The sequence below is a fragment of the Bacillus sp. SDLI1 genome (assembly GCF_001553895.1).
GTDB classification, from domain to species: Bacteria; Bacillota; Bacilli; order Bacillales; family Bacillaceae; genus Bacillus; species Bacillus siamensis.
Window position 1 is genome coordinate 808,088 of sequence record NZ_CP013950.1, and the last position, 22,277, is coordinate 830,364.

General features: G+C 46.3%; 23 protein-coding genes. 4 read left to right on the forward strand and 19 right to left on the reverse strand.

What is annotated here, in order from left to right; genetic code table 11:
* Positions 1–9 precede the first annotated feature (9 nt).
* The 5 genes from ade to AUL54_RS03430 all read right to left on the reverse strand — a co-directional run bounded on the left by ade (position 10) and on the right by AUL54_RS03430 (position 5,188).
* Positions 10–1,743, reverse strand: a complete 1,734-nt coding sequence (ade, locus tag AUL54_RS03410; protein WP_060962893.1) for an adenine deaminase — start codon at positions 1,741–1,743, stop codon at positions 10–12.
* Positions 1,744–1,892: 149 nt separating this feature from the next.
* Positions 1,893–2,558, reverse strand: a complete 666-nt coding sequence (gene ktrC / locus AUL54_RS03415) for a Ktr system potassium transporter KtrC (protein WP_003154554.1) — start codon at positions 2,556–2,558, stop codon at positions 1,893–1,895.
* A 40-nt stretch (positions 2,559–2,598) separates the two neighbouring features.
* The gene (locus AUL54_RS03420) at positions 2,599–3,426 is read right to left on the reverse strand and encodes a gamma-glutamylcyclotransferase family protein (protein WP_082761601.1); all 828 of its coding nucleotides are present in this window, start codon (positions 3,424–3,426) and stop codon (positions 2,599–2,601) included.
* Position 3,427: 1 nt separating this feature from the next.
* Positions 3,428–4,732 carry an ATP-binding protein gene (locus tag AUL54_RS03425; RefSeq protein ID WP_060962895.1) on the reverse strand — a complete coding sequence of 435 codons (1,305 nt, stop codon included), beginning with the start codon at positions 4,730–4,732 and terminating at the stop codon, positions 3,428–3,430.
* A gap of 171 nt (positions 4,733–4,903) precedes the next feature.
* Complete coding sequence (locus AUL54_RS03430) at positions 4,904–5,188, reverse strand: transcriptional regulator AbhA (RefSeq protein WP_013352109.1); 285 nt, start codon at positions 5,186–5,188, stop codon at positions 4,904–4,906.
* A gap of 270 nt (positions 5,189–5,458) precedes the next feature.
* Between AUL54_RS03430 and mreBH the strand changes: the two genes are divergently transcribed.
* From mreBH to AUL54_RS03445, 3 genes are all read left to right on the forward strand, one after another.
* Complete coding sequence (mreBH, locus tag AUL54_RS03440; protein ID WP_029575211.1) at positions 5,459–6,466, forward strand: cell shape-determining protein MreBH; 1,008 nt, start codon at positions 5,459–5,461, stop codon at positions 6,464–6,466.
* A 71-nt stretch (positions 6,467–6,537) separates the two neighbouring features.
* Positions 6,538–6,672 carry a protein YkpC gene (locus AUL54_RS21055; RefSeq protein WP_101605501.1) on the forward strand — a complete coding sequence of 45 codons (135 nt, stop codon included), beginning with the start codon at positions 6,538–6,540 and terminating at the stop codon, positions 6,670–6,672.
* 100 nt (positions 6,673–6,772) lie between these two features.
* Complete coding sequence (locus tag AUL54_RS03445; protein ID WP_060962896.1) at positions 6,773–8,005, forward strand: aminopeptidase; 1,233 nt, start codon at positions 6,773–6,775, stop codon at positions 8,003–8,005.
* 29 nt (positions 8,006–8,034) lie between these two features.
* On the opposite strand, the gene AUL54_RS03450 is transcribed toward AUL54_RS03445, so the two are convergent.
* On the reverse strand, positions 8,035–8,943 hold the full coding sequence (locus tag AUL54_RS03450; protein ID WP_060962897.1) for a ketopantoate reductase family protein: 909 nt from the start codon (positions 8,941–8,943) through the stop codon (positions 8,035–8,037).
* 111 nt (positions 8,944–9,054) lie between these two features.
* Positions 9,055–10,674: an ABC-F family ATP-binding cassette domain-containing protein gene (locus AUL54_RS03455; RefSeq protein WP_016936276.1), complete on the reverse strand. Its 1,620-nt coding sequence runs from the start codon at positions 10,672–10,674 to the stop codon at positions 9,055–9,057.
* Positions 10,675–10,837: 163 nt separating this feature from the next.
* Between AUL54_RS03455 and AUL54_RS03460 the strand changes: the two genes are divergently transcribed.
* A complete protein-coding gene (locus AUL54_RS03460; RefSeq protein WP_007409641.1) occupies positions 10,838–11,107 on the forward strand; it encodes a hypothetical protein in 270 nt (89 codons plus the stop codon).
* A gap of 36 nt (positions 11,108–11,143) precedes the next feature.
* On the opposite strand, the gene lepB is transcribed toward AUL54_RS03460, so the two are convergent.
* The 12 genes from lepB to AUL54_RS03520 form a co-directional block, all read right to left on the reverse strand.
* Entirely contained in the window at positions 11,144–11,761 is a 618-nt protein-coding gene (gene lepB / locus AUL54_RS03465) for a signal peptidase I (protein ID WP_395940959.1), read from the reverse strand.
* Positions 11,762–11,855: 94 nt separating this feature from the next.
* The gene (locus tag AUL54_RS03470) at positions 11,856–13,760 is read right to left on the reverse strand and encodes a PTS fructose transporter subunit IIABC (protein ID WP_060962898.1); all 1,905 of its coding nucleotides are present in this window, start codon (positions 13,758–13,760) and stop codon (positions 11,856–11,858) included.
* 14 nt (positions 13,761–13,774) lie between these two features.
* Positions 13,775–14,686: a 1-phosphofructokinase gene (gene pfkB, locus AUL54_RS03475; RefSeq protein ID WP_016936279.1), complete on the reverse strand. Its 912-nt coding sequence runs from the start codon at positions 14,684–14,686 to the stop codon at positions 13,775–13,777.
* Entirely contained in the window at positions 14,683–15,438 is a 756-nt protein-coding gene (locus tag AUL54_RS03480) for a DeoR/GlpR family DNA-binding transcription regulator (protein ID WP_060962899.1), read from the reverse strand. The genes pfkB and AUL54_RS03480 overlap by 4 nt, the downstream gene beginning before the upstream one ends.
* A gap of 284 nt (positions 15,439–15,722) precedes the next feature.
* Positions 15,723–16,916, reverse strand: a complete 1,194-nt coding sequence (locus AUL54_RS03485) for an ABC transporter permease (RefSeq protein ID WP_045926920.1) — start codon at positions 16,914–16,916, stop codon at positions 15,723–15,725.
* Entirely contained in the window at positions 16,913–17,605 is a 693-nt protein-coding gene (locus AUL54_RS03490) for an ABC transporter ATP-binding protein (RefSeq protein WP_060962900.1), read from the reverse strand. The genes AUL54_RS03485 and AUL54_RS03490 overlap by 4 nt, the downstream gene beginning before the upstream one ends.
* Positions 17,606–18,742 carry an efflux RND transporter periplasmic adaptor subunit gene (locus AUL54_RS03495; protein ID WP_060962901.1) on the reverse strand — a complete coding sequence of 379 codons (1,137 nt, stop codon included), beginning with the start codon at positions 18,740–18,742 and terminating at the stop codon, positions 17,606–17,608.
* Between the two features lies 1 nt (position 18,743).
* Positions 18,744–19,442 (reverse strand): YknW family membrane protein, encoded by a 699-nt coding sequence (locus tag AUL54_RS03500; RefSeq protein WP_060962902.1) that lies wholly within the window; start codon positions 19,440–19,442, stop codon positions 18,744–18,746.
* Between the two features lie 344 nt (positions 19,443–19,786).
* Positions 19,787–20,020, reverse strand: coding sequence for a molybdopterin converting factor subunit 1 (gene moaD / locus AUL54_RS03505; RefSeq protein WP_060962903.1), 234 nt, complete (start codon positions 20,018–20,020; stop codon positions 19,787–19,789).
* The gene (locus AUL54_RS03510; RefSeq protein ID WP_045926916.1) at positions 20,017–20,487 is read right to left on the reverse strand and encodes a molybdenum cofactor biosynthesis protein MoaE; all 471 of its coding nucleotides are present in this window, start codon (positions 20,485–20,487) and stop codon (positions 20,017–20,019) included. Before AUL54_RS03510 ends, moaD begins: the two co-directional genes overlap by 4 nt.
* Positions 20,488–21,009, reverse strand: coding sequence for a molybdopterin-guanine dinucleotide biosynthesis protein B (mobB, locus tag AUL54_RS03515; protein ID WP_060962904.1), 522 nt, complete (start codon positions 21,007–21,009; stop codon positions 20,488–20,490).
* A complete protein-coding gene (locus AUL54_RS03520) occupies positions 20,970–22,262 on the reverse strand; it encodes a molybdopterin molybdotransferase MoeA (protein WP_060962905.1) in 1,293 nt (430 codons plus the stop codon). The genes mobB and AUL54_RS03520 overlap by 40 nt, the downstream gene beginning before the upstream one ends.
* Between the last annotated feature and the right edge of the window lie 15 nt (positions 22,263–22,277).

Below are 22,277 nucleotides of genomic sequence, written 5' to 3' on the forward strand. Positions count from 1 at the left end.
GCAGTTTTTTTATTGCAGCGGAATATGCTGAAAGGCTTTGACATCAAACAGACCGGCTGCCGTCATTTTAATATCCGGAATCACCGGAAGCGCTAAAAACGATAATGTAAGAAACGGATTGAAATTACCGGTGAATCCGAGCAAAGGAAGCTTTTCATGAAGCACGCCCAGGCTGTCATTCACCCATTCCGCAGACTTATCAGACAAAAGCCCGGCGATCGGAAGCGGGACAGAGTGAAGCAATTCTCCGTTTTTCACGGCTGTCAGCCCTCCTCCGGTGTCACGCAGTCTGTTGATTGCTTTTGCCAAATCGGCATCGTTTGTACCGACAGCGATGATGTTATGGGAATCGTGAGAAATGGTTGTGGCAATGGCGCCTTCTTTTAACCCGAACCCTTGTACAATCCCGAGACCTATCATTTTTTCTCCGCTGTGGCGTTCAACGACGGCGATTTTTAATAAATCATTTTCTGTATCAGGGCAAAATGTGCCGGCAGACGGTGCAGGGACTTCTCTTTTCCTCGTCTCTAAATGATTTGGTATAATTTCGATTACATTCATCAGCCTGCCCTCTTGAATCGGCATGCGAAAATCTGATTCAGTCAGCGGCGCTTTCAGCCGTACTGTATCTAACAGCGCCTGATCCTGAGAATAAGAGCCGGCGGACTGCTCATAAACCGGGCAGCCGTTCTCGGCAACGGTCCGGCCGGCGACCAAGGTCTTTGTGACGGCAGCCTCCCGTAAATCTGAAATAAACAAGAGATCCGCGTCAAAACCCGGTGCCACCGCGCCTTTTGTTTCAAGGCCGTAGCACTCGGCCGCATTTAAGCTGGCGAGCTGATACGCAAGGAATGGATCAAGTCCCGCTTTTATTGCCATTTTGACTTGGTGGTTCACACTTCCTTCTGAAAGCAGATCGTCTACATGTTTATCATCCGTACAAAAGAAGAAGCGGCGCGCATTTTTTTCGTTCACCGCCGGCAGCACATTAAGCGTATTTTTGGCCACCGATCCTTCGCGCAGCATGACATACATTCCCCGCCGGATTCTGTCCAGCGCCTCTTCTTTTGTCGTCACTTCATGATCATTTGACACTAACGCGGTTCTGTATATATTGATGATATCTGAAGACAGGCCGGCTAAATGTCCGTCAATCCGTTTTCCGTGAAGCTTGGCGTCAAGCAGTTTCTGAAGCATATCCTCTTCACCTTCGGCAACAGACACGTAGTCCATTACTTCCGCCAGTCCAAGCACCTCTTTTTCCTGATAAAAAGGCTTTAAATCTTTGGCTTTTAATACGGCTCCCGAGCGTTCAAAGCTTGCGGCCGGAACACAGGAAGGAAGCATGAAACGGATGTTCAGCGGCGCTTTTTTCGCCTGCTCTATCATAAATGAAATGCCTTTTGCCCCGGAAACGTTCGCGATTTCGTGAGGATCAGTAATGACAGTCGTCACTCCGTGAGGGAGGACTGCTTTTGCAAATTCAATCGGAGTAACCATAGAGGACTCGATATGAACATGTCCGTCAATAAAGCCCGGAACGATCATTTGGCCTTCTGCATCAATGACTTCTTCCCCTTCATACTCGCCCAACCCGACGATCACTCCGTCCGTAATGGCGATATCTGCAGAAATCCATTCCTGGTTAAATACATCCATGATTTTTCCGTTTTTAATGACGGTATCGGCTTTTTGTCGGCCGGCCGATGCATTCAGCCGTTCAGCCAGTGTTTCTTTGTTCAAAATGAGGCCTCCTCTTTTTCTTTATATGGTACAATATGCTATCGGATCGCCTGATCATAGTCAATAAAAACTGCAGAATATACCGCTTACACGATAAATGTCTTTCTATTCTGACATATAAAAAAGGCCGTCCTTTTACGGACGGCTTTTCACTTTGTATGAAGCACTCTTTTTTCAAATCGGGAAATGTCCGTAAGAGAGCCGATAACGATGAGAATATCTTCTTTTTGGATCATTTCAGTCGCCAGCGGAGATACGATTACTTCTTTTTCTCTCTTGATGGCCACGATGTTAATGCCGTACTTCGCGCGTATGTCCAGATCAAGCAGTGTGTTGCCCGCAAGCCTGCTGTTGGCTACGATCTCCACGATGCTGTGTTCGTCAGACAGCTCTAAATAATCAAGCACATTATTTGATACGATGTTGTGGGCAATGCGTTTTGCCATGTCACGTTCAGGGTGGACGATGTGGTCGGCCCCGATTTTCGCAAGCACTTTTTCATGATAGTCGTTCTGCGCTTTGACCGTGATCGTGTTCACGCCGAGTTCCTTTAAGATCAGCGTCGTTAAAATGCTCGCCTGTATATTTTCGCCGATTGCCACAATAACGTGGTCAAAATTGCGCAGCCCCAGATTTTTCAGCACCGATTCATCGGTTGAATCGCCGATGACGGCGTGTGATGCGATTTTGGCATATTCATTTACTTTATCTTCATCAATATCCATTGCCATGACTTCAAGGCCTTCTTCACTTAATGCTTTGCAAATACTCCCGCCGAAGCGTCCGAGACCGATAACGGCAAACTCTTTTCTCATAACAGTACTCCTTTAAACAATATCTCTAATAGGAATAGTATCACATTTTCGGCAATGAGTTCATATGGCGTTTGAGCTTTTCTGAAAAGGCGGGCGATAAATACAGGTCTGCTCCGCGTTCGATTTCTTCCTGATAGTGACCCGGAGGCGCAATTTCCTCAGCTTTATCAAGCACAAGAAACGTCAGGCAGCCCCTGTATATACGGCCGCCGGCATTCACTTCTATGAACGCGGGACGATATGTATGGCTATCAACACCTTCCCTTTTATACAGATAGGTTGCCGCTTCAAACGGGAGCTTGTACAGCACGCCTTCAGTACGGCCGCCGTCTTCAACAAGATCGGCTCTGGAACCGTCAGGACGCCTTAACGTGAATCTCGTCGAATACCCTTTAACAACCGCCCCTCCGACCGGCTCGGCGAAAAAGTGATCGACCCCCGCCTGTTTAAAACGGGCATTATCCATACATGAACCGTAAGCGAAATAATAAACCGGGCTGTCATCCTCCCGTTTCATAAAACGATATTCTTTCCAGTCTCCGCTTTTGATCCGGCTGAATGAAGCACACTGCTCGGGCTTTACGACATATGCGAAGGCCGTTTTATTCCCGAGATCCGTCGTCACAGCGACTTCCTCCCGGTCAAAATCGGCATAATGCGCATCCAGCTTACGGATCATCTGATGATCTGTTTCATACAATTCTCCGTATACAAAAGCTGTTTCTGCTAAAGACGCCGCGGGCTGGCCTTTTTCTGTTTTATACAGCACGCCGTTTATCGCGGCCTGCTCGCACACACACGGAGCGCCTTTCAGCAGCTCATGATTTTCTTCACGCTTCCGTAACAAACCGTATACAAAAAGAAGCAAGTTATTTTTCCTCCTTTTGGACAGCATCCGCTTCTAACGGCAGAAATACCTGAAACGTACTGCCTTCTCCATTTTTGCTCTTAATGTTAAGTTTACCATTATGCTCCTTGAGAATTCGTAAACAAATCGGAAGGCCGAGGCCTGTCCCCTGATCTTTTGTCGAGAAAAACGGTTTCCCGATGTTTTTAAGCTTTTCTTTCGACATGCCGTTTCCTTCATCCTGTATGCTGATCACCGCGTATTCTTCATCCCGTTTTGTGTAAATATGAATATTCCCGCCGTCAGGCATCGCCTCAATCGCATTTTTAATAATATTGATAAATACCTGTTTCAGCTGGTTTTCGTCACCGTTGACCATACAGGACTCAGTCTGCCTGAAATCCTTCTCAATCACAGTGTTTGACAGCACCGCGTTTGTGTCAAGAAGCGTCGCCACCTGCCTTAAAATATGGTTGAGATGATGGGCGGTAAACGTCACGGTCTGCGGCTTGGCGAGCAGTAGCAGCTCTCCCAGCACAAGATCTATCCTTTTAATTTCCGAAAAAATAATATCGAAATAATCCGTTCGTTCCGGATACTGAGCTTTCATCAGCTGAAGAAAGCCGCTGACTGATGTTAAAGGATTTCTTACTTCATGGGCGATTCCTGCCGCAAGTTCACCGGCGATAGCCAGCTTTTGAGATTGCATGGCAAGCCGTTCATTCGTTTCCAGAAGCTCATCAACCGCTTTTTTCCGTTCACTGATATCAGACATCGTCCCCAGGCTTCCGACAAATTTCTGTCTGCGGTCATAATACAGCTTATAATGAACTTCTCCCCAAAAGATAGTGCCGTCTTTTTTAATATATTTAGCCGTGAACATTCCTGACGGGGACAGCTGCTTAATTTGGGAGATAATATAATCAATGATATGCTTCTCTTTTATAAAATAATCATTATACATCGTGCCCATACATTCGCTGATGGAATAGCCCGTAATCGCCGTCCAAGCTTGATTCAAATATGTAATATTCCCTTGTGAATCCGTCTGAAAAACAATTTCCTGCAGATTGTCCATGATCCGGTTTTTCTCATCTGAAAGCGCCTTTGCTTTCTGCTCGCTGTCCTTCAGCTCCGCCAGCAGCTGCTTTTTATGATCTACATAATAAGCCAGCAGCCAGACGCTGATTAACGTGACGGCGGTAAAGGTGATATCAACAGGCCAGTTAATCGGATTCCGCTCAATTATGTAAAATAAATAATCCCAAAACATAATAAAAATCATTGCCAAGATTAATGAAATGATACGCGCTTGATATTTTCCCATAGTCCCACCTGCCGCTAGCATTTCTACATATATTGTAACATTGTTGACCGCATTATTGACTAAAAAATGATAACTATTCCCAATTATTTGAGCAGGTTTGCTTGATTTTACCGTGAGTTTTTGCACAAGTTCATAATAAAAGGACGGAATGACGCTCCGCCCTTTTTATCATTATGATTTATCTTTTAACGCTTCCTCGATTTCCTCAAGCAGCATTTTCGCTCCTTCAGGGCTTAAGATGATTTTACCGTTGCCGTATTCCTGATTGTCGGGGGTAATTTCTCCGGTCATTAAGCAAATGCCGTGCGGTTTGTATTTTTTCAAGACAATTTTGTCTCCGTCAACAAAAAATTCAATACTATCTTTAATAGCGATATCCAATGCTCTTCTCAATTCAATCGGCATGACAATACGCCCTAGTTCGTCTACTTTTCTTACTACACCAATTGATTTCATAGAAATCCCCTACTTCCTTTAATGTCTCTTATATATGTCCAAGGAAAATCCTTCATAAACGTAGACGAAAGTAACGGAGCAAAAGTTTCTCCGCATCCGGTAATGAATGTTTTTTTACAGAAGAAAGCCTTTTTGAAATACGGGATACAGACTTTCCCTCCTTTTTTACAAAAACATTTCATTCCCGGCGGAAACCCCCAAAAATCGTGGTTTTTCTCAGAAACTTTAAATGTAGAATCAATTAAATCAGGATAGGGATTGGGTGAAAATATGTTTCAATCAACTGAGATCGGAATCGACTTAGGAACCGCTAATATACTTGTTTACAGTAAAAATAAAGGAATTATTTTAAACGAGCCTTCCGTTGTCGCTGTAGATACAACAACGAAAGCGGTGCTTGCCATCGGAACGGATGCCAAAAACATGATCGGAAAGACGCCGGGGAAAATCGTCGCCGTACGGCCGATGAAAGACGGTGTCATTGCTGATTATGATATGACAACTGACTTATTAAAACACATTATGAAAAAAGCCGGAAAAAAAATCGGGATGACCTTCCGCAAACCGAATGTCGTCGTCTGCACACCTTCAGGATCAACAGCCGTTGAACGCCGCGCCATCAGTGACGCTGTCAAAAACTGCGGAGCAAAAAACGTTCACTTAATTGAAGAACCCGTAGCAGCTGCAATCGGAGCCGACCTGCCGGTTGACGAGCCGGTCGCAAACGTCGTCGTGGATATCGGAGGCGGTACGACTGAAGTCGCCATCATCTCATTCGGAGGCGTCGTGTCCTGCCACTCTATCAGAATCGGCGGCGACCAGCTTGATGAAGATATCGCTTCGTTCGTCAGAAAAAAATACAACCTGCTGATCGGAGAACGTACGGCAGAACAGGTGAAAATGGAAATCGGTTTTGCATTGATTGAACATGTGCCGGAAACGATGGAAATCCGCGGCCGTGACCTCGTAACCGGTCTGCCGAAGACGATCAGACTGCAGTCTAATGAAATTCAGCACGCGATGCGTGAATCGCTCCTACATATTCTTGAAGCCATCAGAGCGACTCTTGAAGATTGTCCGCCGGAACTCAGCGGGGACATCGTTGACCGCGGCGTCGTGTTAACCGGCGGGGGTTCGCTTTTAAACGGGATGAAAGAATGGCTGACAGAAGAAATCGTCGTTCCCGTTCATTTGGCCGCAAATCCGCTTGAATCAGTGGCTATCGGCACGGGGCGTTCGTTAGACGTCATCGACAAGCTGCAAAAAGCGATTAAATAATAAGATTGTGCTTCTTTTTTCTCCGGCCGGCTCATATTGTGAGAACTGGAGAAACATTAAGGAGGAAGCATATGCTTAGAGATGTGGGAAGACGCATAGCGGTAGCTGTCATTTTAAGCGGAATTATCTTGGGGGGTATGAGCATTTCGCTGGCCAATATGCCCCATTCTCCGGCCGGCAGCACCGTAAAACTGAATCATCCGTAAAGACGCAGCAAAGGCTGTGTCTTTTTCATTTGCGCTCCTTTCTTTTCTTTATGAGGCGATATTTGATATGATGAGAAAAACCGATGAGGAGGAATGAACGATGAGTTCGTTTACTGAAAAGTTAAATACATATGCTCGGCTGGCGGTAGAAGTCGGCGTCAATGTCCAAAAAGGACAGCATGTCGTCATCAATGCCTCAACCGATGTCCGGGAACTTGTCAGACTGCTGGCCAAACATTCGTATGAAAAAGGCGCAAAAAACGTCACCGTAAATTGGCAGGACGATGAATTGTCCAGATTAAAATACGAAATGGCTCCGTTTGAAGCGTTTGAAGAATATCCTGAATGGGAAGCGAAAGGCAAAGAAGAGCTCGCGAAAAAAGGAGCTGCGTTTATTTCTGTCGTCTCATCCGACCCCGACCTGTTAAAAGGCACTGACGGGAAACGGATTGCAGCGTTCCAAAAAGCCGCCGGAAAAGCATTGCATACATACAGACAATATATTCAATCAGATAAGGTCAGCTGGACGGTGATCGGAGCCGCTTCAACAGGCTGGGCGAAAAAAGTGTTCCCGGATCGGCCGGAAGAAACAGCCGTTCAGCTTTTATGGGAAGAAATTTTCAAAACGACCCGCGTAAATGAAGAAAACCCAGTGGAAGCATGGAAAAAACATGACCAAAACCTTCATGAGAAAGTGGAACACCTGAATAAAAAACATTACAGCGCCCTGCACTATCAAGCTGAAGGAACAGACTTAACCATTGAATTGCCGAAAAAACATGTATGGGCGGGTGCGGGAAGCGTGAATGAGAACGGGAACGAATTCATGGCCAACATGCCGACAGAAGAGGTTTTCACTCTTCCGCAGCGTGATGGGGTGAACGGCACGGTTTCCAGCACGAAACCGCTGAGCTACGGCGGCAACATTATTGATAACTTTACACTTACCTTTGAAAACGGCCGCATTGTTGATGTGAAAGCTGAAAAAGGCGAGGAGATTTTAAAAGGCATCGTCGAAACCGATGAAGGCTCGCATTATCTCGGAGAAGTGGCCTTAGTGCCGTACGATTCACCGATTTCAACATCGAATATTTTATTTTACAACACACTGTACGATGAAAACGCATCAAACCACTTGGCGATCGGCAGCGCGTATGCCTTTAATATCGAAGGCGGCAAGCAAATGACACGGGAAGAGCTTGTCAAAGAGGGCTTAAATGAAAGCATTACGCACGTAGATTTCATGGTCGGCTCCAAAGATATGAATATCGACGGGATTACCGCTGACGGCAAAAGAGAACCGATCTTCAGAAACGGAAACTGGGCATTTTAATAAAAAAGGAGGCGCTTCGGCCTCCTTTTTTATTTTGCTTCATACATTTGCAGGTTGGCAAAGACAGTTTCCAAAACAGGGGTATCAACTGACAAGCCTTTCGCTTTCTCAAGCAGAAAACCGTGTAAATGATCACCTTCTGTCACCCGGCCCTTTTCCATGTCTCTCAGCATCGACGATTTCATGTGATAAGACATGCTTGTCAACGTACGATAACTCTCTTCTTCAAGGTCAGCGTCCTTCGGAATGCCCGCAGCCTTGAAAATGGCTCCGATTTCTGCAAAAAGACGCTTTGCCGTATTGCGGCCGCCTTCTGTATCTAAAATCGGTCCGACCGGCTGTTGAAACAAAGTGGTTACTCCCGCCTGCGCGGCAATGAACATGTACTTTTTCCAAATATCCTTTTCAATATCCCGGCTGATGATGACATCCGCTTTCACACCCGCAAACGCTTTTTCCAGCTCATTTATACGTTCTGTGCGTTCCCCGCTCCATTCACCGAACACAAAGCGGTGGGCAGCGCTCGTATGAAGAATGTCCCCTTTTTCGTTAAGAGCGCTCTCAATAAAGCAGAGGCCTCCTAACACCTGCCGTTTTGAAAAAGCTTCGAACAGCTCGTTATAGTGCCTGTACCCGTTTAAAAAAGGAATAATGACCGACGAAGGTTTGACAAACGGTTTGACATCTCGAATAACGTCCTGTAAAGAATACGCTTTTGATGCGATGATAACGGCGTCAAACTCTCCTTCTTCGCCCGCCATGATTATTTTCGGCTTGATTGAAACATCACCATTTGCACTTTTGACGGTCAATCCCGTCTCTTTTAATTGTTCCGCCCGCTTCTGACGGACGAGAAACGTAACGTCATTTCCCTTCTCTGCAAGACGTGCGCCGATATATCCGCCCACTCCCCCTGCTCCGACAACTAAAAACTTCATGATGCATTCCTCCGTCTCTTTTCAATTCATATGTTCCTTTATTGTAACGGGAAGTCAGAAGATTGAAAACTTTTCCCGCAAATAAAAAGCAGAGTCTCCTCTGCTTTTTTATTACGCGTATAGCTCTTCAAGCTTTTTCTGCACATCCGCATTTTCAAGAAATTCGTCATAAGACATTTGTTTGTCAACGATGCCTTTAGGCGTTAATTCAATGATGCGGTTGGCAATTGTCTGTACAAACTGATGGTCATGAGATGAAAACAGCATAGCGCCTTTAAAGCTGATTAAACCGTTGTTAAGCGCCGTAATGGATTCCAGGTCTAAGTGGTTTGTCGGTTCATCCAGAATTAAAATGTTCGCGCCGGAAAGCATCGCTTTTGAAAGCATGCAGCGTACTTTTTCTCCTCCGGAAAGAACGTTTGATTTTTTGTTGACTTCTTCCCCAGAGAACAGCATGCGTCCTAAGAAGCCGCGCAGAAAGCTTTCGCTTTGGTCATGCGGCGAGTATTGGCGGAGCCAGTCTACAAGGTTCGCATCGCTACCGTCGAAATATTCGCTGTTGTCTTTCGGGAAGTACGCCTGAGAAGTGGTGACGCCCCATTTGAATGTGCCGCTGTCAGCTTCCATTTCCCCGGAAATGATTTTGAACAATGTCGTAACGGCAAGCTCATTGCGGCCCGTAAACGCGATTTTGTCTTCTCTGTTCATAATAAAGCTGACGTTATCAAGCACTTTAACGCCGTCAATCGTTTTCGTTAAGCCTTCTACCCGCAGCACGTCATTTCCGATCTCGCGTTCCGGCGTGAAATTGACGTAAGGATAACGGCGTGATGACGGTTTGATATCATCAAGCGTAATTTTATCAAGGAGTTTCTTTCTTGATGTCGCCTGCTTTGATTTAGAGGCGTTGGCGCTGAATCTGGCCACGAACTCCTGAAGCTGTTTAATCTGCTCTTCTTTTTTCTTATTGGCTTCCTGAGAAAGCTTTAAAGCAAGCTGGCTGGATTCATACCAGAAATCATAGTTGCCGACATACACTTGAATTTTATTAAAATCAAGATCGGCGATGTGCGTGCACACTTTATTTAAAAAGTGACGGTCATGGGATACGACGATGACTGTGTTCTCAAAGTTGATCAGAAACTCTTCCAGCCACTGAATCGCTTTCAGATCCAAGTGGTTCGTCGGTTCATCAAGCAGCAGAACGTCCGGCTTGCCGAACAGCGCCTGCGCCAAAAGCACTTTCACCTTTTCTGAACCGCCTAAGTCCGCCATTTTCTTCGTATGCAGGTCTTCAGAGATGCCCAGACCCTTTAACAAAATAGCGGCTTCACTTTCAGCTTCCCATCCGTTTAATTCCGCAAACTCTCCTTCAAGCTCGGCGGCGCGGATGCCGTCCTCATCAGAAAAATCCGGTTTCATATAAATCGCGTCTTTTTCCTGCATGACTTCGTATAAACGTTTATGTCCCATAATGACGACTTTCAGAACTTCGTAATCTTCATATTCAAAATGGTTCTGTTTCAGAATGGCAAGGCGTTCGCCCGGGCTCATATGGACATCGCCGGTCTGAGGCTCCAGTTCACCGGATAAAATTTTCAAGAATGTTGATTTTCCGGCACCGTTTGCGCCTATTAATCCGTAGCAATTGCCCGGCGTAAATTTAATATTGACATCTTCAAATAACTTGCGATCCGCAAAACGCAAGCTCACATTATTTACAGCAATCATTTATAATCCTCCATCGTGTCTAACATCAATAAAAGTATACCATGAATAAAGGGGAAGAGAAATGTTTCCCTGCGAATATAAGGGTTTTGAAAAGACGCAAGCGCCAAACCCGAAGCCCTGTGATACAATAGATATATATACATATTCATCACGGAGGAACAAGTTGAAGCTTTTAACACTCACAGAATATTGTCTTATGATTTTCTTTACCGGGGTTTTTCTGGCCGTCACAGGCTTTACCGCACGTGACATCGGCCTGTACGTCGGAATCGCCCTCATTTACACGTTTTCGCATCTCTTTTCAAAACGGATGCTTGAAAAACGCGGCAAAGAGAAGCAGCAGGTGAATCTTTTTTTCAGCGTTCTGGCCATTGTCGGATCAGTGCTGGCCACGGTAATGTTCATCGCCGTCGCCGCCTCGTTTGCCAAATAAAAACGCCGGCCGTCCGAATCGGGCAGCGCGGCGTTTTTATTTTGTCTGACGCATATCATGAAACGGGAAGAACACAAACTTCGAGGTGCCGACGATCCGTTTCTCGGCAATTAAACCGAGTCCGTTCCGGCTGTCCATTGAGTTCAGCCGATTGTCGCCCATGACGAAGTATTTGCCTTTCGGAACCTTTACGGGGCCGAAATCTCCCGTCAGGTTGACTCCCAGTTTTTTCGCTTCTTTTTTATTGCTCGCGAGGTACGGTTCATCGATTTTTTTGCCGTTTATATAAAGCGTATCATTTTTCATTTCCACCGTTTCTCCGGGTTTTCCGATGAGCCGCTTTACATAATGGACTTTCGATGTATCGCCGTTAATAATGACGATGTCCCCCCGCTCGATTTCTCCGATATAATTGACGCTTTTGTTGACAAACAGCCTTTCACCGTCATGTAATGTCGGGTACATTGATGATCCTTCCACTAAGTACGGTTCAAACAGGAAATGGCGGATTAAAAGCGCAAGAGCGACCGCTATAATAATGGCCTTTCCCCATTCCCAATACGTGTTGGATTTTCTTTTTACCGATTTTTCAGAAGTAGGTTTTTGTTCTTCAGTCAACGTGGTTCCTCCTAGACGATCACTGTTACGGTTCATGTACTATCTTTACTTTATCACAACTCATCACAAAATACATAACGCTTCTATGCGCATATGATTGAAAAAAGCGCCCGTAAAGGACGCTTTTTGCTTATTTCTCTACTACCGGTTTTTTGATGATTCCTAAGATAACCGCTGTTACAACCGCTCCGATTACGATGCTCATTAAGTAAAGCAGCGGATGGTTCGTAATGAATGCAACGAATATTCCTCCGTGCGGTGCAGGGAGTGTTACCCGGAAAAACTCTGTCAGTCCGCCCGCTACCGCAGAACCGATAACGGCTGCAGGGATGACGCGAAGCGGATCAGCCGCTGCAAACGGGATGGCGCCTTCTGTAACGAAAGCAGCTCCCATGAAGTAGCACGTAATACCGGCTTCACGGTCACGTTTAGAGAATTTATGTTTAAAGAATGTTGTCGCAAGTGCGATTCCAAGCGGCGGGGCCATTCCGCCCGCCATGATGGCTGCGTGCGGGGCATAGTTTCCGGCATCGATCATCGCAATACCGAAAGTGAACGCCGCTTTATTGAGCGGGCCGCCCATGTCGATAGCCATCATACCGCCTAAAATAATACCCATTAAGACAAGGTTTCCGGTTCCAAGGCTTTCAAGCCAATTTGTTAAGAAATTCATAAACGCTGCTACAGGTGTGTTAATGACAAACTGCATCAGGACACCGGTGATAAAAATACCGAGCAGCGGATAAATCAATACAGGTTTTAATCCGTCAAGAGTCTGAGGAATAAAGACAAACAGCTTTTTCAGCAGGACTACGACATAACCGGCTAAGAATCCGGCAATCAGTCCGCCCAAGAATCCGGCATTCGCCTGCGTAGCCATAAATCCGCCGACCATACCCGGCGCAAATCCCGGACGGTCCGCAATACTCATTGCGATGAATCCGGCAAGAACGGCAACAATCAGTTTTAACGCATTATCGCCGCCGATAAAGTTCAGCGCTGCAGCAAACGTGTTGTATGTCGGATCTTTCGGATCAGCTGAATGAATTCCCCAGAAGAATGAAATCGCAACGAGGATTCCGCCGCCGACGACAAATGGCAGCATGTTGCTGACACCGCTCATTAAGTGTTTATAGAAAGTGCTTCCGATGCTTGTGCCTGATTTCTGTTTCGGGCCGTCTTCATTAGAAGAGGCAGATCCTCCGCCGCTGCCTTCGTAAATCGGCGCATCTTGATTAACCGCTTTTTCAATCAGTTCCTGAGGACGTCTGATACCGGCCGTTACGGGCACTTGAAGAACATGTTTGCCTTTAAAGCGCTCCATTTCAACCTGTTTATCAGCCGCTACGATAATCGCAGGTGCATCTTCAATTTCCTGAGCCGTCAGCTTATGCTTGATTCCGCTTGAGCCGTTTGTCTCTACTTTAATGTCGACGCCGAGCTCTTTCGCTTTTTCTTTCAGTGCGTCAGCAGCCATGAATGTATGGGCGATACCCGTCGGACATGCAGTAACCGCAAGAATTTTGCCCTTTCCTGACGGCGCTGCCTGTTCTTCCTGCTCTTCTTCTTCCTCATCGTCATCTTTGTCATGCTGATTGATGATGTCAATGATCGCATCTTCTGATTCAGCCTCAAGAAGCTGTTTGCGGATTTCTTCACGCATGAGAAGCGTTGAAAGTCTTGATAATGCTTCAAGGTGCGTATTGTTTGCTCCTTCGGTTGCCGCAATCATAAAGACCAGGTGTGCCGGCTGACCGTCTAATGATTCATAGTCCACACCTTCTTTTGAACGTCCGAATGCGATGGCCGGGTTAATGACGCTCGCCGTCTTCGCGTGAGGAATGGCAATGCCTTCGCCGATTCCCGTCGAGCTTTGGCTTTCACGATTTAAAATGGCTGCTTTGTAAGCCTCTCTGTCATTTAATCTGCCGGCTTTGTCAAGCACTGTCACCATTTCATCGATAACGTTTTCTTTCTCTTTGCTTTCTATATTGAGATGAATTGTATCTCTTGTTAACAGCTCAGTTATCTTCACTTTTCTTTCCTCCTCTATAGACGTGTGACTTTAACTTCAGGAAGAAGCTGCTGTACAAACTCTTCAGTTCCGAGCTCCTCAGAAAACGCCGTCGCGCTTCCGGAAGCAACACCTAGACGGAATGCGTCTTCCAAAGGCAGCTGTTTTGAGATTCCCGCAAGGAATCCCGCGACAACGGAATCACCCGCGCCTACCGAATTGACCAGCTTTCCTTTAGGAACATTAGCGAGGAAAACCGCCTCTTTCGTAAATAAAAGCGCACCGTCGCCAGCCATCGAAACAATCGCATGTTCAGCGCCTTGTTCAATTAATTTTTTGCCGTACGGAACGGCTGCTTCGGCTGAGTCAATGACCGTATTGAACATTTCACCAAGCTCATGATGGTTCGGCTTCATCAAAAACGGTTTCATTTCTGTCGCTTTCATAAGCGCTTCACCGGAGATGTCTACCACAACCCGGGCATTCTGCTTTCTGCATGCCTCAGCAATTTTTTCATACGTGTTATGCGGAAGAGAAGATGGGATGCTTCCCGCTAAAACGACGATGTCTCCTTCTTTCAGAGCGGAGAACTGTTCTAAAAAGGCACTGAACACTTCGTCTGAAATCGTCGGGCCCTGACCGTTAATTTCCGTTTCATCGCCCGTTTTCAGTTTTACATTTATACGCGTGTCTTCATCCACCTCAGAAAAAGCCGTTTCCAGACCTTCCTGCTGCAAAAATGACGTGATATAATTTCCGGTAAATCCGCCGACAAACCCCAATGCTTTTGACGGCACATGGTGTCTTTTCAGTAATCTCGAAACGTTAATGCCTTTCCCGCCGGGGTACTTCGTGTCATAGCTGGAACGGTTTAAACCGCCTACGGCAAAATCTTCAACGTGAACGATATAGTCAACAGACGGATTGAGGGTTACAGTGTAAATCATGATTTCACTACCTTTACGACAGTTTTTTCTTGGTAATTATCGAATGCAAGTTCTTCAGCTTCAGTGGTAATGATAACGGCATCGCCCAAAGCGGCGAACGCTGCGAAAGAAATCTCGCCGAATTTGGAAGGGTCGGCTAAAACATACGCGTTTTTCGCCTGTCTCACAGCCTTTGTCTTCAGAAGAGCCTCATCCGGATCGGGTGTTGTAAAACCGGCTTCAATGTGCACGCCGTTCACTCCGAGAAAGCTTTTGTCAAACCGGTACTGGCTGACTGCTGTTAATGAGGCGCCGCCGATCATCGCACCTGTTCGATGCTTCACATATCCTCCGAGAAGATAAAAGGGGATCCCTTTCCTTATTAAAGCGTCGATATGCATAACTCCGTTTGTGACAACCACAATATCCTTTGTTTGATCTATAAAATCAATCATGTGCAATGCAGTTGTTCCCGCATCAAGATAAATACAGTCACCTTCTTCTAATAAAGATGCCGCTTTTTCTGCAATCTTCAGCTTATCTTGAAGGTTTTTGGAGGATTTTTCAAGCATATCGGGTTCTTGCCGGCTGTTGGAAAGCTTAGATGCCCCGCCGTGAACGCGCTTTAAAAACCCGCGCTCTTCAAGCGTTGATAAATCTCTTCTTATCGTTGATTCAGAAGCGTTTGTCATGCTTATCAGCTCTTGAATCTTTACCACGTCACGCTTTTCAATCTGATCAAGGATCAGCTGATACCTTTCAGGAGTGAGCATATTCCGCCTCCTTTGAAAACGTATTCATTTCACCTACAAGATTATTGTAAACGCTTTTTTTACTTCGAGCAACTAAAATCACTCAAATTCATTCAATAACTATCAAAATCTTTCACATTTGTTCATATTAACGTATGTACATAGGGTTTGTAAACTGTAAATTCGACAAAAAGGGGGACAATTGTATGACATTTCTTTTTATCATAAATGAAAAAAGTCTATTATATTCATTCAATCTTTAAAACACAGAAAAAACCCCATGCGGACTGCATGGGGACGTTTCACTATTCATACCGTAACGCTTCAATCGGATCTAAGCGGGATGCTTTGTTGGCCGGCAGCATGCCGAAGATGACACCGATCAGCATACTGAACAGCACGCCGATACAAACCACCTGCCAGGAAACGAGCGACGGCCAGCCCGCGATAAGGGAAACGAGTGATGCTCCCCCGTAGCCGAGACCGATTCCGATTAAGCCGCCGATTAAAGTAAGCACAACGGATTCAATTAAGAATTGTGTCAGAATCTGGCCTCTCGTGGCACCGAGCGATTTGCGGATGCCGATTTCTCTTGTCCGTTCCGTTACTGATACGAGCATAATATTCATGACCCCGATTCCGCCGACGACGAGAGAAATACCGGCGATCGAACCGATGATAGTCGTCATGACGGTCGTGACCTGACCGATGCCCGCGGCGATTTCCTCCATATTCATGACTTGATAGGCCTCTTTTGTGCCGTGATTGTCATTTAAGAGGCGGGCCGCTTCTTTTCCTGTTGTTTTGATTTGATCAGCGGATTCCGTCTGAATCGAAACGTTGCTGTAGTCATTTGTGCCGAAAGACGTTTTCAGCATGTTGAACGGGACATACATTTCACTGAGCCCTAATGATAAAAACCCGCTCTCTTCTTTTAATACACCGATTACTTCTACGGGCTGTCCGCCGGCCCAGACGATTTTTCCAAGCGGAGATGTTTTCCCGAACAGCTTTTCAGCCATTTTTTTCGAGATGATGCCCGCTCTTTTCCCGGAAAGGAAATCGTTATCCGTAAATGTCCGCCCATCCTGAACGTCCAGCTTTTTTACGTCCGTGTAGCCGCTGTTAATGCCATTCAGCGTAATGTCCGTTTCTTCTTCATGATAACGGGCCGTCATTGATTTTACAGCGGAAGCGACAACCTGCTTTACGCCGTCCACTCCTTTTAATCCATTAATATCTTCTTCTGTAAAACTCGCTTGCTGCAAAGCGTTCGGATTGGCTGTTAATTCTTCATCGCTCGGCAGATAATACAATTCAATTGTATTGCCCGGCCCGCTGATGGATTGCTTCAGCATTTGCTCTCCGCCCTGGCCGACAGCCACAACAACGATTACTGAACCGACGCCGATAATGATGCCGAGCATCGTCAGAATCGATCTCATCTTGTGAGCTCTGACGGAGCTGAGAGCCATCCGGAGATTTTCTAACAGGCTCATTCCCCCACTCTCCTCTGCTCAGAATCGCGGGAAACGATACTGCCGTCACGGACGAAGATCACTCTGTTTGTACAATCCGCCACTTCAGGCTCATGTGTGACAAGCACCACGGTCACGCCCTCTGTATTAAGCTCTGTGAACTGCTCCATAATGGAAATGCTTGTTTTCGTATCCAGCGCGCCGGTCGGCTCATCAGCCAAGATAAGCTTCGGTTCGTTAACGATGGCTCTTGCAATCGCGACACGCTGCTTTTGGCCGCCGGACAGCTCATTCGGCATGTGAAGCATCCGATCCGCTAAGCCGACTTTTTCCAGTGCATATTCGGCCCGTTCCTCACGCTCTTTTTTGCCGATACCTGCGTAAATCATGGGAAGTTCGACATTTTTTCTTGCATTCAATCGCGGCAGCAGCTGAAATTGCTGAAAGACAAATCCGATTGATTTGTTCCGGACCGCCGCAAGTTCTTTTTCCGTGCATGAAGATACATCTTCTCCCGCAAGTCTGTAACTGCCTGATGTCGGTCTGTCCAGACAGCCGATGATATTCATAATCGTAGATTTACCTGATCCCGACGGTCCCATAATGGATACATATTCCCCTTGTTCAATCGTCAGGTCGATTGAACGGAGAACATCAAACGTTTCCTTGCCGATCTGATAGCTTTTTTTCACCTTTGAAAGCTGAATCATCTATGCTTTCACATCCGTTCCGTCAGTCAAACCGTCAGCCGGATTAAGAATGACTTTATCATTTTTTGAAAGTCCCTCTTTTATCTCCGTTAACTGATTCGAGGTGTCGCCGACTTTGACTTTCACGCGTTTGGCCTTCCCGTCTTTTACCGTAAAGACCCAGTGCTCATCTCCGTCTTTTTTAACTGCGGAGGACGGCAGCGTATCGGCTTTCCGCTTGTCGGTTTCAATGTTCATAATGAGTTTAAACCCCGGTTTGCCCTCCGGAAGCTTTCCGATCAGCTTGACCTGAAACGGATACTGCACGGCTTGTTCCGTGCTTTCACCCGAAGCAGCTCCTGACTTTTGTTCCGGAACGAGACCGACAGCCGTCACTCTTCCCTTCCATGTTTTATCCGGAATGGCGTCTGATGTAATTGTAACGCTTTGTCCCTTTTTCACTTTCAGTGTGTCATATTCAGACAAATTGCCGGCAACGATCAGGTGTTCCGGGTCGCCTATATGTATTACCGGTTCTTGAATATCCGATTTTTTAGAAGCGGCTTCTTGATTTACCGAGATAACCATTCCGTCCATCTCACTCTTGACATTGAGATTCGCCACCTGGTTTTCAAGAGATTGCTTTTGCAGGTCAGATTGCTTTAATTCAATTTCAGCCGTTTTTTGCTGAAGCTGCAGATCAGTCCGTTCGGATTCAATTTGTTTTTTTGCTTCCGCTTCTCCCGCTTGTTTTGCCAAATCTTTTTCTTTACTGTTTAAGGCTTGTAGTTTTTCTTGAATTTGTTCGATTTGCAGCCGTTTTGATTGTTCTGTCAACTCATTTTGCTCTTTATCAAGGTTGAGCTGTTCGTTTGTATACGTGACTAGCGATGACCCTTTTTTTACTTTGTCGCCTTCTTTTACTTTTACTTTATCAAGGGTTCCTTTATCCGCTTCATAAAAAACATACTGTTCTTTGGAGAATTTAAGTGTTCCCGGAACCATGACCGCAGATGAGATTTCTCTTTTTTCCATAGTCCCGGTATCGACTTTTTCCCCGGCGCTGCCACCCGCGGGAGCGGCCGACTTATAAATATTGATACTGATGAATACTGCTACAATGACTGCGATGCCGATTCCGATCCAAAGTTTTTTCATGTTATACACCTGCTGCCACTGAATTTAACAGTCCTCCGACTGCCGATACCAAAAGCATAATAACAAACAGGACAATTGCGGAAATCCAGCCTGCTTTTTTAGAAATGCCGCCGGTATAGCGCAGACCTAACGCGAGCAGAATATAGCTCCAGATGCTGAAAATATCGATCGCGCTTAAAAAGACCGATACGCCGTCTCCGGCAGGTATGACACTCGCCAAAGATGTGACAGGGTACAGTGAGCCCGCACCGGTAAAATAAATGACAAGTCCGTTAATGACTAAGCCGATGTTAGTAATCAATGCAGTAAAGAGGCCGAGTGAGAGCATTTTTTTATAAGTTGTCACGCCGCCTGAAATTTTGACGCACAGCCAATAAATAAGCGGAACGATAAAGAGAGCGATAATGCCTCCGAAAATCGAGCCGAAAATCGAGCCGAATTTCGCGATGGTTTTGGTCATTTCAATCTGATCATCGGTCAATCCGTCAAGAGATGAGCTGTTAAGCAGTTCTTCATAATTCATTCCGAGCCCGCGCAAAATACTCCCCGCCGCGATGAGAATGATGACAATCAGGAGAGGAAGGCCGATGACCGGGTGTTCTCTTAATCTTTTAAACTGCACAACAGGACTTGTAATGACGCCGAAAATTGACGGCTTTTCCGTTACTGCCGTATTGTTTTTTTCCAGATTTGGTTCCATATTGCTGATGCCTCCTATGTATTATTCTGTTTATACGTACGCATCCGGCTTATAAAAGTTTCAATTTTTTTGCCGTTTGCGTATTTATGCTAAATTGTAACACAAAATCTTAAATGTACGTTCCATAATTATGTAAAAAATGACTAGCGCCAGACAGATATGAAAGCAGGCTCAAAACCTTGTGATGACACCGTTTTAAGCCTGTGTATGTAAAGAAAACCACACAATTAAAAATCCCCTTTAAATTCCATTTGGTCTCCCCCGGGAATTTAGCCTTTCTTGCCGATGTTATCGGCGTACTGTGCAAAAAAGCCGGATGACAATAATGCACATCCGGCTTTTATTCACCCTCCGCTTACAGGCGGGATAAAGGCAATGGTATCGCCTTCTGTTACGATGCTGTTGTCTTTTACGTAAGTTTCATTGATTGCGATCATGGCATTGTCTATCGTCTGAAGGCCATACCGTTCTTTTAACAGCGTTTTTACAGCAGACGCTGCCGCCTTCTTTTCGTCAAGTTCAATGACCGGTGTTCCCGCCTGCTCCGCAAGCCCGGCAAACAAAAGTACTTTAATCATCGTGATTCCCCTTTATTTAAATCCGGTTTTCCGTTCGGATAAGGCGTCGTTTCCAGCTGATCGCCTATCCATTCTTCGCCGTCTTCCCAGATCTCTTTTTTCCAAATCGGAACAATCTGTTTTATCCGTTCAATGGCATATTCATTCGCCTCATATGCCGCCTTTCTGTGCGGAGAAGACACGGCGATTACGACCGCTGCTTCTCCGATATCAAGGACGCCGACGCGGTGAGTGATCGCAGCTTCGGCTCCCTCCCATTTCGCGCTGATTTCATCGCCGATTTGAGAAAGCATTTGAACAGCCATCGGTTCATATGCTTCATATTCAAGACGCACCGTCCGCCGTCCGGCAGTCCACTCTCTGACCGTGCCGATAAACGTTGTGATGGCCCCGGCTTCGCGCTTTTCAACTTTTTTCACGATATTTTCCGCAATGATAGGTTCCCTTGTAATTTGAAAACGTTCCATTTATGCAGATCCCCCTTTCAGCTGCGAAAGCACAAACATAATGGCATCCGGATCATCCGCATGGAATACGGGTATGCCCGCATCTGCAGGCATATGCTCCGTACTTCTGCTGACAACCGCGAGCACGCGCTCCAAATGCTTCAGCTTTTGCCAATCTTCGCTGCTTTTAATCATAATGATTTTCGGATGCAGCGCATGTTTAAAACCCTCAATGAGAAGACAGTCGATTCCCACATATTCATACAGGCCGATCAAACCAGCCAGATCCCATTTTTTTCGCGCCGTAAGCTGCAAGACCCCGTCCCCTTCTACTGCCGTAACCGCGGCACCGGCTTTTGATAAGCGTTCTGAATCCTTTCCGTCAGAAAAAGGTTCCGGCTCTCCGCCATGTCCGTGATGCTTTAAACATCCAACCGTGCATTCTTTCGGCGCCGCTTTCAGTATACGTTCGATAAACGTTGTTTTACCGCTGTTTTGAAAGCCTACGATCTGGACGATCGGGAAAGAATTGACCACGGCCATTCACTTCCATTCTCATCGCGGATGAGAAGCACGTGAACCGTCCGTCCCGCTTCATATCCCCTCGTTCCTCCCGGCAGAAGGATAAACGCGTTTGCTTCAGCAAGAGATGTGACTGAGCTTGACTTGTCGAGACCGACCGGTGACGCCATCATCTTTCCATCTTTGTGATAAACAAACGCCCTCACAAATCTCGCAAACGGATTCGGCTTTGGAAAGTCGTTTGTTAACACGGCTTCCGCCCATCCGGCGTGAGGTTTTTCATTCAGAAGCCACGACTGAATCATCGGTTTGACAAACAGGGTGAAACCGACGTAACATGCCGACGGATTGCCTGAAAGGCCGAACAGCAGCATGTCATCAGCCCGTGCGACAGTTGTCACACTCCCCGGGCGCATTGCCACTTTGTTAAATAAAACGTCCGCTCCCAGCTTAGCATAAATGTCAGGAAGAAAATCAAAATCACCGACTGACACGCCGCCGGTCGTGATCAGAAAATCGGTTTTTTTCATGGCTTCCTTCACCGCCGCATAACTGTCATCAAAATCATCGGAAATTTTGCCTAAGTTCAGCGGCACCGCACCCGCTTCAATGATCTGGGCATACACCATGGCCGCGTTGCTATTGCGGATTTTCCCGGGTTCAAGCGGATCGCTTACATGAAGAAGTTCGGTTCCCGTGGCGATAATCCCGACCACCGGCTTTCTCACTACAGGAACAGAAGAATAGCCGAAGGTTGCCAAAAGAGCGGTGACGCCCGGCGTGATTTTCGTTCCTTTTTTTAAAAGCGAGCTGCCCTTTTTCGCATCTTCTCCTTGGTATGATATATTATCACCCGCATGGAAAGGGCGTTTTACCGACATGTAATCCGTGCCGTTTTCAGAGTGCGTTTTTGTCAGCTCAAGCATCACTACGGCATCCGCGCCTTTTGGAATCTGCGCCCCTGTCATAATGCGGACCGCTTCATACGGTCCGAGCTCTTTTTCTGACACGGCGCCGGCTCCGATATGGTCAATGACTTCAAACGTGACGGCATTGTCACGGGAAGCCGTCTTTGAATCGCACGCCCTGATGGCAAAACCGTCATACGGAGAACGGTCAAAGGCAGGCACATCATGGTCCGCCTTAACATCTTCCGCCAAATAGCGGTGAAGGCTGTCCTCCAGCGGCACCCATTCGGTATCCCCCTGTTTTTTATATCGGCTCACTCGGCGGACTGCTTCGCCCACCTGTATCGGCGTTCTTTTTTCAAGCATAGCAATACCTCCCCT

What these genes read in the sequence shown, in the direction of transcription:
- ktrC (WP_003154554.1), bottom strand. Translation starts at nt 2,558, where the DNA reads ATGAGAAAAGAGTTTGCCGTTATCGGTCTCGGACGCTTCGGCGGGAGT.
- AUL54_RS03425 (WP_060962895.1), bottom strand. Translation starts at nt 4,732, where the DNA reads ATGGGAAAATATCAAGCGCGTATCATTTCATTAATCTTGGCAATGATT.
- AUL54_RS03430 (WP_013352109.1), bottom strand. Translation starts at nt 5,188, where the DNA reads ATGAAATCAATTGGTGTAGTAAGAAAAGTAGACGAACTAGGGCGTATT.
- mreBH (WP_029575211.1), top strand. Translation starts at nt 5,459, where the DNA reads ATGTTTCAATCAACTGAGATCGGAATCGACTTAGGAACCGCTAATATA.
- AUL54_RS21055 (WP_101605501.1), top strand. Translation starts at nt 6,538, where the DNA reads ATGCTTAGAGATGTGGGAAGACGCATAGCGGTAGCTGTCATTTTAAGC.
- AUL54_RS03445 (WP_060962896.1), top strand. Translation starts at nt 6,773, where the DNA reads ATGAGTTCGTTTACTGAAAAGTTAAATACATATGCTCGGCTGGCGGTA.
- AUL54_RS03450 (WP_060962897.1), bottom strand. Translation starts at nt 8,943, where the DNA reads ATGAAGTTTTTAGTTGTCGGAGCAGGGGGAGTGGGCGGATATATCGGC.
- AUL54_RS03455 (WP_016936276.1), bottom strand. Translation starts at nt 10,674, where the DNA reads ATGATTGCTGTAAATAATGTGAGCTTGCGTTTTGCGGATCGCAAGTTA.
- lepB (WP_395940959.1), bottom strand. Translation starts at nt 11,761, where the DNA reads ATGAACCGTAACAGTGATCGTCTAGGAGGAACCACGTTGACTGAAGAA.
- pfkB (WP_016936279.1), bottom strand. Translation starts at nt 14,686, where the DNA reads ATGATTTACACTGTAACCCTCAATCCGTCTGTTGACTATATCGTTCAC.
- AUL54_RS03480 (WP_060962899.1), bottom strand. Translation starts at nt 15,438, where the DNA reads ATGCTCACTCCTGAAAGGTATCAGCTGATCCTTGATCAGATTGAAAAG.
- AUL54_RS03485 (WP_045926920.1), bottom strand. Translation starts at nt 16,916, where the DNA reads ATGAGCCTGTTAGAAAATCTCCGGATGGCTCTCAGCTCCGTCAGAGCT.
- AUL54_RS03490 (WP_060962900.1), bottom strand. Translation starts at nt 17,605, where the DNA reads ATGATTCAGCTTTCAAAGGTGAAAAAAAGCTATCAGATCGGCAAGGAA.
- AUL54_RS03495 (WP_060962901.1), bottom strand. Translation starts at nt 18,742, where the DNA reads ATGAAAAAACTTTGGATCGGAATCGGCATCGCAGTCATTGTAGCAGTA.
- AUL54_RS03500 (WP_060962902.1), bottom strand. Translation starts at nt 19,442, where the DNA reads ATGGAACCAAATCTGGAAAAAAACAATACGGCAGTAACGGAAAAGCCG.
- moaD (WP_060962903.1), bottom strand. Translation starts at nt 20,020, where the DNA reads ATGATTAAAGTACTTTTGTTTGCCGGGCTTGCGGAGCAGGCGGGAACA.
- AUL54_RS03510 (WP_045926916.1), bottom strand. Translation starts at nt 20,487, where the DNA reads ATGGAACGTTTTCAAATTACAAGGGAACCTATCATTGCGGAAAATATC.
- mobB (WP_060962904.1), bottom strand. Translation starts at nt 21,009, where the DNA reads ATGGCCGTGGTCAATTCTTTCCCGATCGTCCAGATCGTAGGCTTTCAA.
- AUL54_RS03520 (WP_060962905.1), bottom strand. Translation starts at nt 22,262, where the DNA reads ATGCTTGAAAAAAGAACGCCGATACAGGTGGGCGAAGCAGTCCGCCGA.